Annotated in this window: 11 protein-coding genes; 3 read left to right on the forward strand and 8 right to left on the reverse strand. The window is 69.3% G+C overall.

The genetic code is table 11. The annotated features are described in order from the left end of the window. Positions 1-155: 155 nt before the first annotated feature. The 7 genes from OG230_RS11765 to rplU all read right to left on the reverse strand — a co-directional run bounded on the left by OG230_RS11765 (position 156) and on the right by rplU (position 10,871). Positions 156-2,873 (reverse strand): CDP-glycerol glycerophosphotransferase family protein, encoded by a 2,718-nt coding sequence (locus OG230_RS11765; RefSeq protein ID WP_328910124.1) that lies wholly within the window; start codon positions 2,871-2,873, stop codon positions 156-158. Positions 2,874-3,061: 188 nt separating this feature from the next. Beyond that, on the reverse strand, positions 3,062-4,354 hold the full coding sequence (locus OG230_RS11770; protein ID WP_328910125.1) for a glycosyltransferase family 2 protein: 1,293 nt from the start codon (positions 4,352-4,354) through the stop codon (positions 3,062-3,064). A 156-nt stretch (positions 4,355-4,510) separates the two neighbouring features. Further along, positions 4,511-6,676, reverse strand: coding sequence for a hypothetical protein (locus OG230_RS11775; RefSeq protein ID WP_328910126.1), 2,166 nt, complete (start codon positions 6,674-6,676; stop codon positions 4,511-4,513). Between the two features lie 136 nt (positions 6,677-6,812). Further along, positions 6,813-8,312: a bifunctional cytidylyltransferase/SDR family oxidoreductase gene (locus OG230_RS11780; RefSeq protein ID WP_328910127.1), complete on the reverse strand. Its 1,500-nt coding sequence runs from the start codon at positions 8,310-8,312 to the stop codon at positions 6,813-6,815. A gap of 398 nt (positions 8,313-8,710) precedes the next feature. Next, on the reverse strand, positions 8,711-10,147 hold the full coding sequence (obgE, locus tag OG230_RS11785) for a GTPase ObgE (protein ID WP_328910128.1): 1,437 nt from the start codon (positions 10,145-10,147) through the stop codon (positions 8,711-8,713). A gap of 131 nt (positions 10,148-10,278) precedes the next feature. Continuing rightward, positions 10,279-10,536 (reverse strand): 50S ribosomal protein L27, encoded by a 258-nt coding sequence (gene rpmA, locus OG230_RS11790; RefSeq protein WP_015608479.1) that lies wholly within the window; start codon positions 10,534-10,536, stop codon positions 10,279-10,281. A gap of 14 nt (positions 10,537-10,550) precedes the next feature. Next, the gene (gene rplU / locus OG230_RS11795) at positions 10,551-10,871 is read right to left on the reverse strand and encodes a 50S ribosomal protein L21 (protein ID WP_254383036.1); all 321 of its coding nucleotides are present in this window, start codon (positions 10,869-10,871) and stop codon (positions 10,551-10,553) included. Between the two features lie 459 nt (positions 10,872-11,330). Here rplU and OG230_RS11800 point away from each other — a divergent pair, with 459 nt between their 5' ends. The 3 genes from OG230_RS11800 (at position 11,331) to OG230_RS11810 (ending at position 14,925) form a co-directional block, all read left to right on the forward strand. Further along, positions 11,331-11,930: an acyltransferase gene (locus tag OG230_RS11800; RefSeq protein WP_328910129.1), complete on the forward strand. Its 600-nt coding sequence runs from the start codon at positions 11,331-11,333 to the stop codon at positions 11,928-11,930. 177 nt (positions 11,931-12,107) lie between these two features. Further along, on the forward strand, positions 12,108-13,217 hold the full coding sequence (locus OG230_RS11805; RefSeq protein ID WP_328910130.1) for an acyltransferase family protein: 1,110 nt from the start codon (positions 12,108-12,110) through the stop codon (positions 13,215-13,217). Positions 13,218-13,380: 163 nt separating this feature from the next. Next, a complete protein-coding gene (locus OG230_RS11810) occupies positions 13,381-14,925 on the forward strand; it encodes a N,N-dimethylformamidase beta subunit family domain-containing protein (protein WP_328910131.1) in 1,545 nt (514 codons plus the stop codon). 242 nt (positions 14,926-15,167) lie between these two features. On the opposite strand, the gene OG230_RS11815 is transcribed toward OG230_RS11810, so the two are convergent. Further along, positions 15,168-16,451, reverse strand: a complete 1,284-nt coding sequence (locus tag OG230_RS11815; protein ID WP_328910132.1) for a nucleotide sugar dehydrogenase — start codon at positions 16,449-16,451, stop codon at positions 15,168-15,170. Between the last annotated feature and the right edge of the window lies 1 nt (position 16,452).

A 16,452-nucleotide genomic window follows, 5' to 3' on the forward strand; every position in this document is an offset into this window, starting at 1 on the left:
CGCTTGGCTGAGGGGCCGTCGCGGGCCTCCGCGGGGCCGGGCTCCCGGGGGCCGTCCCCGAGCAGCACAGTACGCGAGCGGCCGCGCCCGGCGCCTTCCCGTTCCGCTCGATGGACAGCGGTGGAAGGAGCCGGGCGCGGCCGGTCGGGACGGGGTCAGTCGTTGTTGACCGTCAGCATCCGGTCGACGACCCGCGCTGCGGCGAGGCCGTCGGAGGGCTCGCAGAAGTCCACCCTGAACTGGGCGTACTTCTCCTTGTACTCCTCGGTCACGCTCTCGATGTTGCGGATGGCGTCGACGAGTTCGGCGGACGTCTTGATCAGCGGTCCCGGGGCGCGCGACGTGAAGTCGAAGTAGAAGCCGCGCAGGGTGTCCCGGTAGTGCTCCAGGTCGTACGTGAAGAACAGCATCGGACGGCCGGAGTGCGCGAAGTCGAACAGCACCGAGGAGTAGTCCGTGATCAGCACGTCGGCGATCAGGTAGAGGTCGGCGATGTCCGGGTAGTACGTGACGTCCCAGACGAAGCCCTGACCCGCGCCGGGGATGCTGTCGAGGACCTTGTGGTGCTTGCGGTAGAGCAGCACGTGGTCGTCCCCGAGCTGCTCCTGGGCGGCGGTGACGTCGATCTGGTTGTCGAGCTTGAAGCGCCGGCCGCCGTACCGCTGGTCGTCGCGCCAGGTTGGCGCGTACAGGACGACCTTCTTGCCCGCGGGGATGCCGAGCTTCTCCCGTACGGCCGCCGCGCGCTTCACCCGGTCCGGGGCGTGGAAGACGTCGTTGCGCGGGTAGCCGGCCTCCAGGACCTCGCACTGGAGGCGGAAGGAGTTGGTCATGATCGGCGTCGTGAAGGCGTTCGGCGTGATGAAGAGGCTGTACTGACGCGAACGCTGCGGCAGGCTGGAGATGTAGGCGAGGTTGGCCTGCGGGGTGCCGAGCAGGTCGGCACCGATGCGCTTGAGGGGCGTGCCGTGCCAGGTCTGGACGACGACCTGGCCCTCACGGCGGACGAACCACTCGCGGATGCCGCCGTTGGTGACGATGTACCGGCTGCGCGCCAGCGCCTCGTACCACTCCTTGCTGCCCCACAGCACGCCGCGGACACCCGGCGGCAGGACGACCTGCTCGTCGTGGACCATCGCGATGTGCTCGACCTCGGTGCCGCGGCGTACGAGCTCCTCGTAGACGGCGCGGGGCGAGTCGGAGAACTGCTTGCCGCCGAAGCTGTTGTAGAGCACGGCTTCGCGCAGCGGCAGCTTGCGCTGCTCGGGGGTGTAGACGTCGCGCATGAGCCGCTGGCGGTACGCGCCGCGGAGCTCGGGCTCCAGGACCGGTCCGGACTCCAGGAAGATCCGGTCGTAGTCCAGCCGCTCCAGGGTGTACGTCCGGCGGGCGCCGTCGTGGGCCGAGGGCAGCGTGGAGACCAGGTCGGGCCGGATCGTCACGGGGATGTCGTGGCGGTGGTTCCACTCGTCGCGGGCGCGCAGGAACGGGAGCCAGCGGCCGGACCGGAGCGGGAGCGTGCCGTCGTACGCGGGCATGGAGTCGGGGGTGAGGCGGGCGGTGAAGCGCCCGTTCTCGAACTCGGCCGGCAGCGGCTTGTCCTCGTTGCGGCCGCTGTGGCGCAGGACGAACTTCATCTTCTCGGCCGGACCCGTGTACGTACCGGAGAGCAGCAGTTCGCCGTTCTCCGACCATTCGGTCCGGTCGACGACGGGCTGGGTGGAGCGGAGCTGCGGGGTGAAGTTGCCCGCGCCGTCGGTGACCACGGCGAATTCGAGGGTGCCGTGCAGCTGCTGCACGCCGGTGCGCAGGCCGTGGCCGATGGTGGCGCGGCGGGTCGTGCCGTCGGCGAACACGATCAGCGCGCGGTACTTCCTGGCCTTGCCCGGGACGACGCCCTCGACGGGCAGGTCTCCGAAGGGCAGACGCGCGGTGTACCGGTTCCAGCCGTCGGCGCCGGGGCTGCCCGCCTCCATCGGGAGGTCGGCCGTGAACCCGCTGCCCTCGTGGTCGATGCGCAGCGCCGTCGGCGTCTTGCCCGCGCTCGCCGTCCCGCGCGAGCGGAACGTCACGGTGAGGCCGTTGTCGTCCATCTCCTGGGACTCGGCCTCGGCCGGCACGACGTCCACGGAGAGCTTCAGGCGGTTGCGGTCGTACCCGGCGACGAGCCGTACGCCGTCGTCCAGCACGTGCACCTGGGAGTGCCCCGCGGCGCCGCTGTTGCTCTTGAGGATGCTGCCGACGGACATGCCGCCGGGGCGCGGGATGCCGATGCCGAGACGCCACGTGCCCGCCTGCCACTGCCCGCGGGACCGCAGGCGCGAGGGGTCGATGGCGATCTCGAAGCCCGACCAGTCGTAGCAGTGCAGGGCGCCCTTGGCCTCTGCCGTCGCCCTGGGCTCCAGGACGGTGCGCAGACGCAGCGGGATGGTGCTCTTGCTGCCCTGTCGCCGCAGGACGGCTACGCGCAGAGAGCGCTTGCCGGTGGCCGACGGGACGTTGGGGATGTAGGCGTAGCCGCGGACGACCAGTCGCCCGTCCTGCCACGCCAGGTCGGTCAGCTTGCCGCGTACGGGGAGCTCGCTGCGGGTGAAGTTGCGCACCGTGGGGGGCAGGGAGGAGCTCTCGACGCCGGGCAGCTCGATGCGGGCCCGCCGCAGGCCCTTGACCGCGAAGACGCCCGGGTTCTCACGCTCGTAGTGCAGGACGTCGACGAGCTCGTCCCCACGCCCGTTGGCCGCCAGATGCCACTTGACCCGCGCCATCGGGGAGAACTGCCGGACCAGCTTGGGTGCCGCCTGCGCCAGGAAGTCCTTGGCGGCCGTATGGAAGGCGGACCGCTCCTCGGCCGGTGTCTCGGGGAAGTACTTCATGAGACGGCTGAGTTCTTCGGGGATGGTTTCGACAGGTCGGGACGCCACGGCGAGAGGGCCTTTCCGGGGGGACTTTCAGACGTGAACCCCAGGAAGACGGGGCGTGAATGAGACTCTCACCAAGGTCTCATGGTTGCCCCACAGCCCGGAGTGACGCCCGTCACAATTCCCTTCGTACGGCGGGTGTTTCACCGCACTTCAGTCCGATTACGGGCCTCTGTCCGAGCCCTGTGTTCGCGCAGCGCGTGACGCGTCCGGAGTACCGTCCGGCGGATCCTGCGCACCACCCTGCGGACGAGGGAGACATAGGGCCTGCGCTCCGGAGCCTCGACCCGCCGGTCGCCGATCCATTCGGTGACCGTCACCTCGTACGCCGCGTCGGGCAGCCCCGAACCGTCCCTGAAGTGCGGATACGCAAGGTACAACCGGGTCGGGCGGCCCCCGCGGACGAGCGCCGGCTCGGCCTTGGCCTTCATGAACCGCACGATGTCGAGGAGCAGATCGAGCCTGCCCCTGGCCACACAGACCAGCCGGAGCCGCTCGTTCGCCTTCAGTCCGCGAGCCAGTCCGGGCGTCCAGTACGCCGCCAGCAGGGGCGCCGCCAGCGCCATCTTCCGCTCGCGCACCGCCTCCGACTGCTTCAGCAGATTGGGTCCGAATTGTGGCAGCAATGTGATGACGAACGGCCGGACCATCAGGGAGTCCCGCCTCGGCCCCGGGGGTACGTGGGTGGCGATGAGCCGCATCAGCGCCCGAGCCGAATCGAACCGCAGTACGTAACTGCCGCTCTTGGTCACATGCTTTCCGTCGTCCCGGCCCACGAGGTAGTAGCAGGTGTAGTCCGCCACGACGGAGACGCCGTTGCCCCGCAGGTACGCCTCCATCGTGAAGAGCGCGTCCTCGCCGGTCCTGAGCTTCTCGTCGAAGCGCATCCCGAGCCGCTGGAGAAGCGAGCGCCGGAAGAGCTTCTGGGCGCTCAGGGTGAACTTGACGTTGGAGGCGTACAGGTCGGCCCGCTCGACGGTCTCCTTCCACATCGACTTCGCCGCGCCGCGGTTGACGCCGACGACCTTGCCGAGGACGACGTCCGTACCGGCGCGGTCGCCCATCGCGACCATCCGCTCCAGTGCTTCCGGTCCGAAGTAGTCGTCGGCGTCGAGGAAGAAGACGTACCGCCCCCGCGCCAGCCCCAGGCCGACGTTGCGCGGCCCGCTGGGGCCGCCCGAGTTGGCCTGGTGGACGACCCGCACGGGGATCGCGCTGCGGGCGGCGAAGGCGTCCAGGTACTCCCCCGTGCCGTCCGTGGAGCCGTCGTCGACGGCGACGATCTCCATGCGTGCGGCCGGGAGCGTCTGTTCCTCCACGGACTCCAGGCAGCGGATCAGATACGGCATGGCCTGGTAGGCCCCGATGACGACGCTGACATCGGGTGCGTCGGCCTCCGATCCGCCGCCCTCCATCGACACCCCGGTTTGACCCATCTCATCAATTCTCATCACAAATGAGACAGAATGCCGATCGAATCTGTCTTTTGTGTATCAACACGCCGAACGGCCCGTATGTCCCTCTCCTGGAGAGACGTACGGGCCGTCGGACGGGTCGCCCGCCGCCGCAGCGGCCGGATCACTCGGGGGCGGTCAGCGGACCGCCGAGGGGCCGGTGCCGATCTCGGCGTCCGCGTCGGCCGCGGCCACGGCGTCGGCGACGATCTGCTCCTGGCCGTCCCCCGCACCGCTGGACTCGTCCTCCAGATCGGGCGACGCCACGCTCTGCTCCCCGATCCGCTGGCGGACGCCGGCGTTGCGCGCCTCGGCCTTGGCGGCGAGTGCGTGCACCGCGGCGTTGAACTGCTCCAGGGAGGTCGGCTCGTCCGGACCGAGCAGGTAGCTCTTCAGCTCGTGCCGGGCGTTCGCCAGCGGGTCGGCCGCGCTGTCGGCGACCGCGTCCAGCAGCTCGCCGATCTCCTCGGCGCTGTTGGAGAGGATGACCGCGGCCCGTACGGCGGTGTTCTGCCGCTTGAACTCCTCGGCACCCAGCTCCGCCGAGTCGGTGACCGCGTACGGCTTGCCGCTCGCGATGAAGTCGGACACCACGCTGGAGATGTCCGAGACCATCGCGTCGGACTCGTTGAAGCAGTCGTACAGCTTGGGCTGCGAGCCCGTCACCGTCTTGTGCTCCCACCAGCCGAAGGAGCGCCAGTAGGCGTCGTTCCACTCGGCCCGCAGGGCCTCGGCCCGGTCCTGGCGCGCCGGGTCGGCGAGCGAGACGCGCGACTCCTCGGCGTCGTCACCACCGGAGCGGCCGGACTTCCCCAGCTCGGCGAGCGCCGCCTCGATCCGGGTGAGCTCGGCCTTCGCCGCGTTCTGCCCGGCGGCAGCCGCGGCGGCCTGCTCGGCCCAGCGCGGCTCTGCGGCACGCTCTGCGGCTGCCTTGGTCAGCAGGTTCTGGATCCGCGCGTGGACGGCCTTGGCCTTGGCGCTGCGGATACCGGTGAAGGGGTGCGGCTTGTAGATGACCCGTACCGGCTTCTCGGCGTTCAGCAGGCGGCGCACGATGTTCTCGCCGGCCAGCAGCAGGGAGGTGTTGCCGGGGTTGTCGTCCCAGCCCTCCCAGGTGGGGGCGTAGAGCACGGTCGGGATGGGGTTCTTCGCGGTGCCGGTCCAGGTCTTGATCGGCGCGAGCTGCGGCCGTCCGACCTCGACGATGTCCTCGTCACGGATGCCGACGTCGGCCAGCGCGTAGCGGTCGCGGCCCGCGCGGCCCGCCGTCCACACCTCGTCGTACACCTTGGAGTACGGGTTGACGCTGGCGAGCTTGTCGCTGTCGCCGTGGCCGATGAAGACGTGCTTCATCGTCGGGACGCGCAGCATGTGGATGTTCTTGCCGACGTTGGCGGGGTAGAGGCAGACCCGGACGCTGGAGAGGTCCAGGTTCATCAGGTGCGTACCCGCCGGAACGCAGAGCACCGGCACGGAGGTCTCGGCGAGCTGGGGCACGAGACCGCGCTCCCGCATGATGATCAGCGGCCGGCCGTCGGTCTTCGCCATGGTGTCGAGCCACATGTTGCCCTGGTACGCCGACTCGTTGGAGCCGGAGAAGTAGAGCACGACCGTCGGCTGGTACTCGCGCAGCCAGCTGTCCACGGCCTTGAGCACGGCGGGCGCCGGGGGGACGAGTCGGCCGCGGCGCAGATACGGGACCAGCGCCGCGGTGAAACCGAGCGCCAGCAGCAGGGTGAGCGCGGCGCCGGCGTAGCCGATGGCGTCCACCCCGGTCTCGGCGGCGATCAGGATGCCGACCACCGCGGGGATGTCGAGGTGGAGCATCTTCTCGGCCGACCGGTGCAGCAGCGCGCGCGGCGGTGCGTCGGGAATGCGCACGGCGTTCAGGTCGACGTTGCGGGTGACGACCGGCATGGTGCGGCGCATCCGGACCAGGGTCGTCATGGCGCCGTGCGGGGCCTGAAGACTGTAGAAGAGCAGGAAACAGGCGACCGCCGTGTAGAAGAGCGGTTCCGACGCGAGGTCCAGCCGGGCCAGCAGCAGGATGACCATCAGCTGGCGGAGCAGGAAGCGGATGGACAGTCCCGCCCGCACCTTGCCGAGCCGGTTGATCAGATAACTGCCGCGCTGGTGCAGATACCAGTCCGCGACATACGTGACAGCCGTGGCCGCCGCGAAGAACCAGATGTTGGGCACAAGCGCGGCCAGCATGATGAGGGGATATCCCAGCAGCATCAATGCGGCCGCCGCCAGTTCTGACCGGCTGCCCACGCGGGCCAGGCGAATGGCTGTCGAAATCACGAAGAACCTGCTCCAGGGGGTGCCGGTTTGATTCACGTATTGAGGGAAATGTGAAGGTGCGGCTTCACGCATTCGGGCCTTTGTGTTCGCGGAATGCGATCACAAAGGCCCGAAAAAGAACATTTGCCGAGAATTATTACACATCTTCCTGGCGGTCAAGCACGGACGCCAGGGCCTGCTCGAAGCCGGAGGATTCGGAGACGTCGCTGGTCGGATCCTGCTGCCGGACGTCGATGACGTGACCGGTCATCGCGGACAGCAGCACGTCCAGGGACGTGCGGGCCACGGCCTCGGAGGAGAGCAGCGAGCCCTCGGGCTCCTGGCCGAACGCCTTGGTACGCATCGGGGTCGCCGTGCGCTCCGGGTTGACGCAGTTCACGCGGATGCCTTCGCCCGCCCACTCGTCGGCGAGCGCCTGGGTGAGGTTCACCATGGCGGCCTTGGTGGAGGAGTACAGGCTGTACTCGGCGCGACCGCGCGTGTAGCTGCTGGAGGTGTAGAGCAGCAGCTGACCCTTGGTCTCCGCCAGGTACTTGTACGAGGCACGGGCGATCTGGACCGGCGCCAGGTAGTTGACGTTCAGCGCTTCCTGGATCGTCGTGTTGTCCGTCTCCGCCAGCTTGCCGATGCGCAGCACGCCCGCGGTGTTGATGACGTAGTCGATGCGCCCGGTCTCCGCGTACGCCTTGGACAGCGCGTCGTCGACGTGCTCGGGGTTCTCGACGTGCGTACCGGTGGTGGAGCGGCCCAGCGCGTAGACACTCGCGCCGTACTGCTCGGCCAGCGTGGCGATGTCGGCGCCGATGCCGTACGAACCGCCGAAGACCACCAGCGTCTTACCGGAGAGCAGCTCGCGGTAGGCGGCCTCGTCGGCCTGGCGGGGGGCGGCGGTGGAGGCCAGCTGGAAGAGCTTGTCGGTGATGAAGACGTCGACCGGCTGGGTCACCTTCATGTTGTACTCGTCGCCCGCGACCACGTAGATCGGCACGTCGGGGAGGTACCGCAGGACCACCGAACAGTCGTCGGTGGCCTGGAAGTTGGGGTCGCCCGCCGCGATCTTGTACGCCTTGCGGATCGTCGACAGCTTGAACGCCTGCGGAGTCTGACCGCGGCGCAGCCGGGACCGGTCCGGGACGTCGGTGATGAACTCGCCGTCCTCCCCGTGGGTGCGGGTCACGATGATCGTGTCCGCGGACGGGATGGCGACGTCGACGGCCTGGTAGCGGTCGAGGGCGTCGACGCAGTCCTTGATGACGCGCTGTGACAGCAGGGGGCGGACCGCGTCATGGAAGAGGACGTTGCGGTCCTCGCCCTCGGCGAGGCCCTCACCGAGGGCCGCGATGGCGCGCTCGGTGGTCTCGTTACGGGTGCTGCCACCCTCGATGACCTTGATGACCTTGGTCAGCCCGGCCTTGGCGACGATCTTCTCGACGTCGGGCACGAAGCCGGGCGCCATCAGCACGATCACATCGTCGATGCCCTCGGCGTTCTGGAAGATGGTCAGCGTGTGCTCGATGACTGCCTTGCCGGCGATCTTCAGCAGCTGCTTGGGGATCGACAGCCCGACGCGCTGACCGGTACCACCGGCGAGCACGACTGCTGTGGTCCGGGGCTTGGCGTGGTGCGACACAGACACAGACGACCTACCTTGCGATGACGAGGGAACAGTGTGATGGTCGCACTCTCCGTGACCGTCTCGCAAGGCGGACGTCGGTCGGTGCATGCCCCCCGGAAACCCGCAGTTCACCGCCTGGCCAGGGAGGTTGGGCTCCCGTGGGGCCTTGCGCGGAGTGACCGACTCCACAGACGTGTTACCCAATCCGCACGCCTGGGGCGACCAACACCGGCCACCACCAGGCAATTGTGCCGAGCGTGACGGTGAGTGGCCGTTCCGACACGGGGATTTCGGGGGCGGCACGGTGCGCGCGAGGCCCGCCGTACACCGCTTTCGACGGTGCCGCGACGGGCCTCGCGCACTCGGAGAATCCTTCTGCGCGTGGTGCTCGGAAGCAGTGCTCAGATCGGAAGCAGTGCTTAGAAGGGGTCGAACTCGTCGTACTCGCGCTGCGGGTCGTCGCGCTCGCCCTCACGGTCCTTGCGGCGCTGCGCGGCGGGCCGCGGCGCCTCCAGCCGGTGGTCCTCGCCACGACGGCCCAGCATCTCGGCGCCGGCCATCATGGTCGGCTCCCAGTCGAAGACGACCGCGTTCTCCGCGGAGCCGATGGCCACGGCGTCGCCCGCGTGGGCGCCCGCCTTCCGCAGCGCGTCCTCGACGCCGAGGCGGTTGAGCCGGTCGGCGAGGTAGCCGACGGCCTCGTCGTTGTTGAAGTCGGTCTGCTGGATCCAGCGCTCGGGCTTCTCGCCGCGCACCCGGTAGATGCCCTCGTCGTCGAGCTTGACGGTGAAACCGGCGTCGTCGACGGCCTTCGGGCGGATGACCACGCGGGTCGACTCCTCGGCCGGCTTGGTGGCGCGCGCCTCGGCGATGATCCCGGCGAGGGCGTACGAGAGCTCGTTCAGGCCCTTGTGCGCGATGGCCGAGACCTCGAAGACGCGGTACCCGCGGGCTTCCAGGTCCGGGCGGATCATGTCGGCGAGGTCCTGGCCGTCCGGGATGTCGACCTTGTTGAGGGCGACGATGCGCGGCCGGTCCTCCAGGCCGCCGTACAGCCGGAGCTCCTCCTCGATCATGTCGAGGTCGGACAGCGGGTCGCGGTCGGACTCCAGCGTCGCCGTGTCCAGGACGTGCACGAGCACCGAGCAGCGCTCGACGTGGCGCAGGAACTCGAGCCCGAGCCCCTTGCCCTGGCTGGCACCCGGAATGAGCCCCGGCACATCGGCGATGGTGTAGACGGTCGATCCGGCGGTGACGACGCCCAGGTTCGGCACGAGGGTCGTGAACGGGTAGTCCGCGATCTTCGGCTTGGCGGCCGAAAGCACCGAGATCAGCGAGGACTTGCCGGCGCTCGGGTAGCCCACGAGCGCGACGTCCGCGACGGTCTTGAGCTCCAGGACGATGTCCCGGCTCACGCCCGCCTCGCCCAGCAGGGCGAAGCCGGGGGCCTTGCGGCGGGCGGAGGCCAGCGCGGCGTTGCCGAGGCCGCCACGGCCGCCCTGGCCCGCGATGAAGGTGGTCCCCTGGCCGATCAGGTCGGCCAGCACGTTGCCGTCCGTGTCGAGGACGACCGTGCCGTCGGGCACCGGCAGCACGAGGTCCTGACCGTCCTTGCCGGAACGGTTGTCACCCGCACCGGGCTGGCCGTTCGTGGCCTTGCGGTGGGGGCTGTGGTGATAGTCCAGCAGCGTGGTCACGGCCTGCTCGACGACCAGGATCACGTCGCCGCCACGGCCGCCGTTGCCCCCGTCGGGGCCTCCCAGCGGCTTGAACTTCTCACGGTGGACGGAGGCGCAGCCGTGGCCCCCGTTACCCGCGGCGGCATGCAGCTCGACGCGGTCCACGAAGGTGGTCATGGTTGGTGCCTCCAGGTAAATACGGGAATGTCTCTCTACGTAACACGCCGAGGGCGGACCCGCTTCCCCGATTACCGGGAAAGCTGAGATCCGCCCTCGGAAGGTGCTGTGTCGTTCTGCTTACGCCTGAATCAGACGGCGAGCGGAACGATGTTCACGACCTTGCGGCCACGGTGCGTACCGAACTCCACCGCACCGGCGGTCAGCGCGAACAGCGTGTCGTCGCCGCCACGGCCGACGCCCGTGCCCGGGTGGAAGTGGGTACCGCGCTGGCGGACCAGGATCTCACCGGCGTTGACGGCCTGACCGCCGAAGCGCTTCACGCCGAGCCGCTGAGCATTGGAATCGCGCCCGTTCCGAGTGGACGATGCGCCCTTCTTATGTGCCATGTCTCCTCAGTCCCTTACTTCGCAGCCGCGGGGATACCGGTGACCTTGATCGCCGTGTACTGCTGACGGTGACCCTGGCGACGGCGGTAGCCGGTCTTGTTCTTGTAGCGAAGGATGTCGATCTTCGCGCCCTTGTGGTGGTCCACGATCTCGGCCTGAACCTTGATCCCGGCAAGCACCCACGGGTCGCTGGTGACGGCGTCGCCGTCGACCACGAGCAGCGTAGAGAGCTCTACGGTGTCGCCGACCTTGCCGGTGGAAATCTTGTCAACCTCAACGATGTCGCCGACAGCTACCTTGTGCTGGCGACCACCGCTGCGCACGATGGCGTACACGCGGATCTCTCTTTCGCTCGGAACGGATCCCCTGATGCCAGCCGCTCGCGCAGGCCGAAGCCCGCGACGATCCGGAAGGATGAGCGGCCTCTCCATGGCTTACGGCGCGAACGCCGTGGCCGGGAGGGATGTGCTCAGGGGTAGGCGCACAGAAACACGCCGAGGGTCAAGGTTACGGGGCGGGGTGCGGGGGGTCAAACCGGGCCCGCGGTGCCTGTCGGGGCCTCGCCTGTACCGAGACCTGGCAGCCCCGGGCAGGGAACCCGTGGCGCACCGAGGCGAATGACCGTCCGCGGCGGACCAGCGGCGGTCCGGCCCCCTCCATCAGGCCGCCCAACCCTGACGGCTGACCGACAGCGACGGCCTGGCCGTGAGACCCGCCCCGCGCCCCCGCCCTCTGCGCCGGGCCCGGAGATCGTATGCTCTCCGGGCAAATCCGCTCTCCGGAAGGCGCCACACGTGAACTACCGAGTCCAGCCCACCGCCCAGGTCGACGCGACCGCCGAGATCGGTGACGGCAGCAGCGTCTGGGAGCTCGCGCAGATCCGTGAAGATGCCCGGCTCGGTGCGGGCTGCGTGGTCGGCCGCGGTGCGTATGTCGGCACCGGTGTCCAGATCGGCGACAACGTCAAGATCCAGAACTACGCCCTCGTCTACGAGCCGGCCGAGCTCGGTGACGGTGTCTTCATCGGGCCGGCCGTGGTGCTCACCAATGACCACAACCCGCGCTCGGTGGATCCGGAAGGACACCAGAAGCGCGGCGGCGACTGGGAGGCTGTCGGCGTAAGGATCGCCGAGGGAGCCTCCATCGGAGCCCGCGCGGTGTGCGTGGCCCCGCTCACGATCGGCCGCTGGGCGATGGTCGCGGCCGGCTCGGTGGTCACCAAGGACGTCCCGGACTTCGCCCTGGTCATGGGCGTACCAGCGCGCCAGGCGGGCTGGGTGGGCCGCTCGGGCGTCCGTCTGGCAGAGCGCGCGGGTGAGGCGGGCGCATGGGAGTGCCCGCGGACAGGCGAGGTGTACGACGAGAAGGACGGCGTCCTCACGAAGCGTGACTGACGGCCCGCAGACCCCGCCCGCACAAGTACCAGCACGCTTTCGCCCTCAAGAGCGTTGGCCGTATCTTCATCTGCGACCCTGAGCCTGGAAGGCGGCATGGTGTACAACCGGATATTGGGGAGCGCGACGGTTCCCTCGGCTTCTCCGAGCCGCGACCGACTTCCCTCCCTGACCGGGTTGCGCTTTTGGGCCGCCCTCGTCGTGGTGCTCTACCACCTCTCCCGCGGGGTCGGCGAGATACCCGGGATCAGCCAGACCGTGTGGTACGGGCGCTCCGGCGTGACCTTCTTCTTCGTGCTCTCCGGATTCGTCCTCGCATGGACCTACGACGGCAACCGCGTGCCGGTCCGGGTCTTTCTCTGGCGTCGATTCGCCCGCATCTGGCCGCTGTTCGCGCTGACGACGGCGCTGTCCGTCGTCGTCTGGCTCGTGTTCGGCAATCCGGTGTCGAAGAAGGCCGTCGCCGTGTCGTTCACGCTCCTGCACGCCTGGGTGCTCGACCCCGTCATCGCCAAGGGCGGCAACCCCGCAGGCTGGTCGCTGAGCGACGAGGCGTTCTTCTACGTCTGCTTCCCGCTCCTGCTCGCCATGCTCGCAGGCCGCACGCCGCGCACCTGGCTCGCTGTCGCGTGCGGTGTGTTCGCGGCGACGCTGGCGGTGTGGGTCCTCGCCTCGCAGATCGCCGACCCCACGACGCGCAGCCTGACCCTGGACTACCTTCCGGCAACCCGGATCCTGCAGTTCATCCTCGGTATCGTCGCCGGTCTCGCGGTCAAGAGGGGGTGGCGTCCGCCCGTGTCGCTGCCGGTCGCCGCGCTCCTGGTGCTCGGCTGGCACCTTGCGCTGATCCCCTGGTCCGACGCGGTGTCCGACCGCGAGTGGTACGGCGCCTACAGCGCGTCCCAGCTGCTGGCCGGGCCCGTCTTCGCCCTCCTCGTGGCCTCGGCGGCCCACGCCGACGTCCACAACCTGCGGACAACGCTGAGCGGCCCCTGGATGGTCCGGCTGGGGCACTGGTCGTTCGCCTGGTACCTGGTGCACGAGATCGTGATCCGGATCGTGCTGGGCACGGCGGGACGCCCGGATCCGGACTCCCTTCCCGCGATCGCCGCTACGTGGCTGGTCATCCTCGTCACCAGCCAGGTGCTCGCCGGCATCCTCTACGTGTACGTCGAGCGCCCGGCGGAGCGTGCAATCCGTCGGCTGGGTCCAGGCGGGAGCAGTACGCGCAGACTGCGGCAGAGCCGGCAGAGCGAGCAGCGCGATTCGACCCTGAGCGGCGGCTGAGCCAACCGGTCAGCCGGCTCCCTCAGGACGGACACCAGCGGTCCGCGCACGCCAAGTCGACCTATTTATATGATGCGTCGGGCCGGTGGTGCGGTGTCCCGCCCTGCCACTCGATCCCCGATGATCGAGGCGGCGCCCTGAAGAACAGCCGGAGGAACAGTCCATGTCTCGTGTGTCCCGCCGTACCGCGATAGGCGCCCTCGGTCTGGGGACCGCAGCCGCAGCAGGCTACGGCCTACGCGACAAACTGATCCCGGCCCAGGCGTCCGCCGTCCCGCACGACGCCCTCTCAGGAGAAAACCCCGTCGTACGCGAGAACGGCCTTTCCGGCTCGCGCAGCTGGGAACTGGGTCGTCAGCACACGCGCAAGGCGACCGATCTCGACCCGCGTGTCCAGGGCTACGCCTCGGTCAGCTCGGTGAGTCCGGGCGAGTCGGTGGACTTCCATGTGTCGGTACGGCCGGCACATGACTTCACCGTCGCCGTCTACCGGCTCGGCCACTATGCGGGCAAGGGCGCCAGGCGCCTTGCGACGAGCCCCCGGCTGAGCGGCACCCCCCAGCCAGTCCCCACGTCGGACTCCCGCAATGGGATGATCAGTTGCGGCTGGCCGGTCTCGTGGACGCTTGAGATACCCGGGAGCTGGATATCCGGCGCGTATCTCGCCGTCTTCACCACCGTCGACGGATACCGCAGCTACACACCGTTCGTGGTCCGCGAGCCCGAGCGCCGGTCGGACATCCTGGTCGTGCTGCCCTTCACGACCTACCAGGCATACAACCTGTGGCCGGAGGACGGGCGGACCGGCAAGAACCTCTACCGCGGCTTTCTGCCGAACGGCGAGGTCGGCGGATTCACCGAGCGCGCCGTGAACGTGTCGTTCGACCGCCCCTACGCCCAGTTCGGTCTCCCCCGCTGGTTCGACCTCGACACCGCCTTCATCCGCTGGGCGGAGGCGGAGGGTTACGACGTGACCTACGCCTCCAGCACGGACCTGCACGACGGGCGGATCGATCCCGCCCGGCACCGCGCGATCGTCTTCCCGGGCCACGACGAGTACTGGTCGCAGGCCATGCGCGACACGGCCTCGAAGGCCGTCGCGCACGGCACCCATCTCGCCTTCCTCGCCGCGAACAACGTCTACTTCCGCATCCGGCTGGAGGACTCCGCCGCCGGGCGGGCCCATCGCGTCATCGCCTGCTACAAGCAGGACTCCGAAGCGTATGTGGAGAGGGCGGAGAGGGCGGAGCGGAATGCGGAGAGGGAGGAGCGGACCGACAAGTGGCGGATGCTGACGGCCGACGGCAGCCGCGCCGAGCAGGGCCTGCTCGGCGTGCAGTTCAGCGGCATCCTCGCGCCGCCCGTCCCCCTCGTGGTCGACAACGCCGACCACTGGTTGTGGGAGGGGACAGGTCTGCGCGACGGAGATGCGATCCCGGGCATGGTGTCCATCGAGGCCGACGGCTACCAGGCCGGCTTTCCCCAGCCCGCGGGTGTCGAGCAGACTCTCCTGTCGGCCTCGCCTTACCAGGACCGGTTGGGCCGCGGAGCGCGGATGCAGAACACGAGCGTGTGCGTGGACGGCCGCGGCACGATGGTCTTCGTCGCCGGCACCTTCCAGTGGCCGCTCGCCCTCCATGTCGAGGGCAAGGTCGACAAGCGGATCCGCACGGCGACGAAGAACCTGCTGGACCGCATGGTCCGCTGACGCCCGTCAGGCCTGGCGGGTCGCCGCGGACCAGCTCGTCGAACCTGTGGATGACTACCGGCCAGACCCATGTGCCCAGCGCGTGACGCGAGCCCTCGCCGTGCATTCTGCTGGACACACCGCGCCCCGGCAGCCAGTCGGACTGCCGGGGCGCAGAGTTCGGACTTCCGTACGGTCAAGAGCCCATCGGGTGCTCCTGGTGGATCGGGAGGACGCCGAAGTCAGCCCGGACCCGCGCCCGGTCAGCCGCCGATGACGACTCGGCGGACGCCCTCCCAGTTGGCCGGGTCCGTCGTACGGCGCCCGTCGACGAGTACGCGGACGTCCGGCATGTCGGCTGCGGAGAGCTCACGGTACTCGGCGTGGTCGGCCTGGAGAATCGCCGCCGTGACGGCCTGGCCCTCGTGCGGGACGAGTCCGTGCGCGGTCAGTTCCTCGGGCGTGTACATCGGGTCCGAGACGAAGGGCATCGCGCCGCGCGCCTTCAGTGCCTCGACGACGCCGAAGACGCCGGAGAAAGCCGTCTCCTTGACGCCGCCGCGGTAGGCGGCGCCGAGTACCAGCACGCCGGCGCCGTCCAGGTCACCGTAGGCGGCGGCCAGCAGGTCCACGGCGTACTCGGGCATCGCGGCGTTGGCCTCACGGGCCGAGCGCACGACGGTCGCCTCCGGGTCGTTCCACAAGTACATCCGCGGGTAGATCGGGATGCAGTGGCCGCCGACGGCGATGCCGGGCTGGTGGATGTGGCTGTACGGCTGGCTGTTGCAGGCCTCGATGACCTTCTTGACGTCGATGTCGTTCTTGTCGGCGAACCGGGCGAACTGGTTGGCCAGACCGATGTTGACGTCGCGGTAGGTCGTCTCGGCGAGCTTGGCGAGCTCCGATGCCTCCGCCGTGCCGAGGTCCCACACGCCGTTCGGCCGCGGCAGGTCCTCGCGGTCGTCGAAGTCGAGGACGGCCTCGTAGAACTCGACGCCGCGCTGCGACGACGCCTCGTCGATGCCGCCCACGAGCTTCGGGTACCGGCGCAGGTCCGCGAAGACGCGGCCCGTGAGCACGCGCTCCGGGGAGAAGACGACGTGGAAGTCCTCGCCCGGGGTGAGGCCGGAGCCCTCGGCGAGCATCGGCGCCCAGCGGGTACGGGTCGTGCCGACCGGCAGGGTGGTCTCGTACGAGACGAGGGTGCCGGGCTTCAGGCCAGCCGCGATGGCCTTCGTCGCCGAGTCCATCCAGCCGAAGTCGGGGATGCCCTCGGCGTCCACGAAGAGCGGGACGACGACCACGACGGCGTCGGAGGCGGCGACCGCGGCCGTCGTGTCCGTCGTCGCGGACAGCAGGCCCGCCGCCACCGTCTCCTTGAGCTTGGCGTCGAGGTCGTGCTCGCCGGGGAACGGTTCGGTGGCCGCGTTGACCAGCTCGACGACCTTCTCGTTGACATCCGCGCCGATGACCTTGTGGCCCTTGGCGGCGAACTGCACGGCGAGCGGAAGACCGATCTTGCCGAGCGCGACTACACAGATGTTCATC

The sequence above is a fragment of the Streptomyces sp. NBC_00234 genome (assembly GCF_036195325.1).
Taxonomy (GTDB): domain Bacteria; phylum Actinomycetota; class Actinomycetes; order Streptomycetales; family Streptomycetaceae; genus Streptomyces.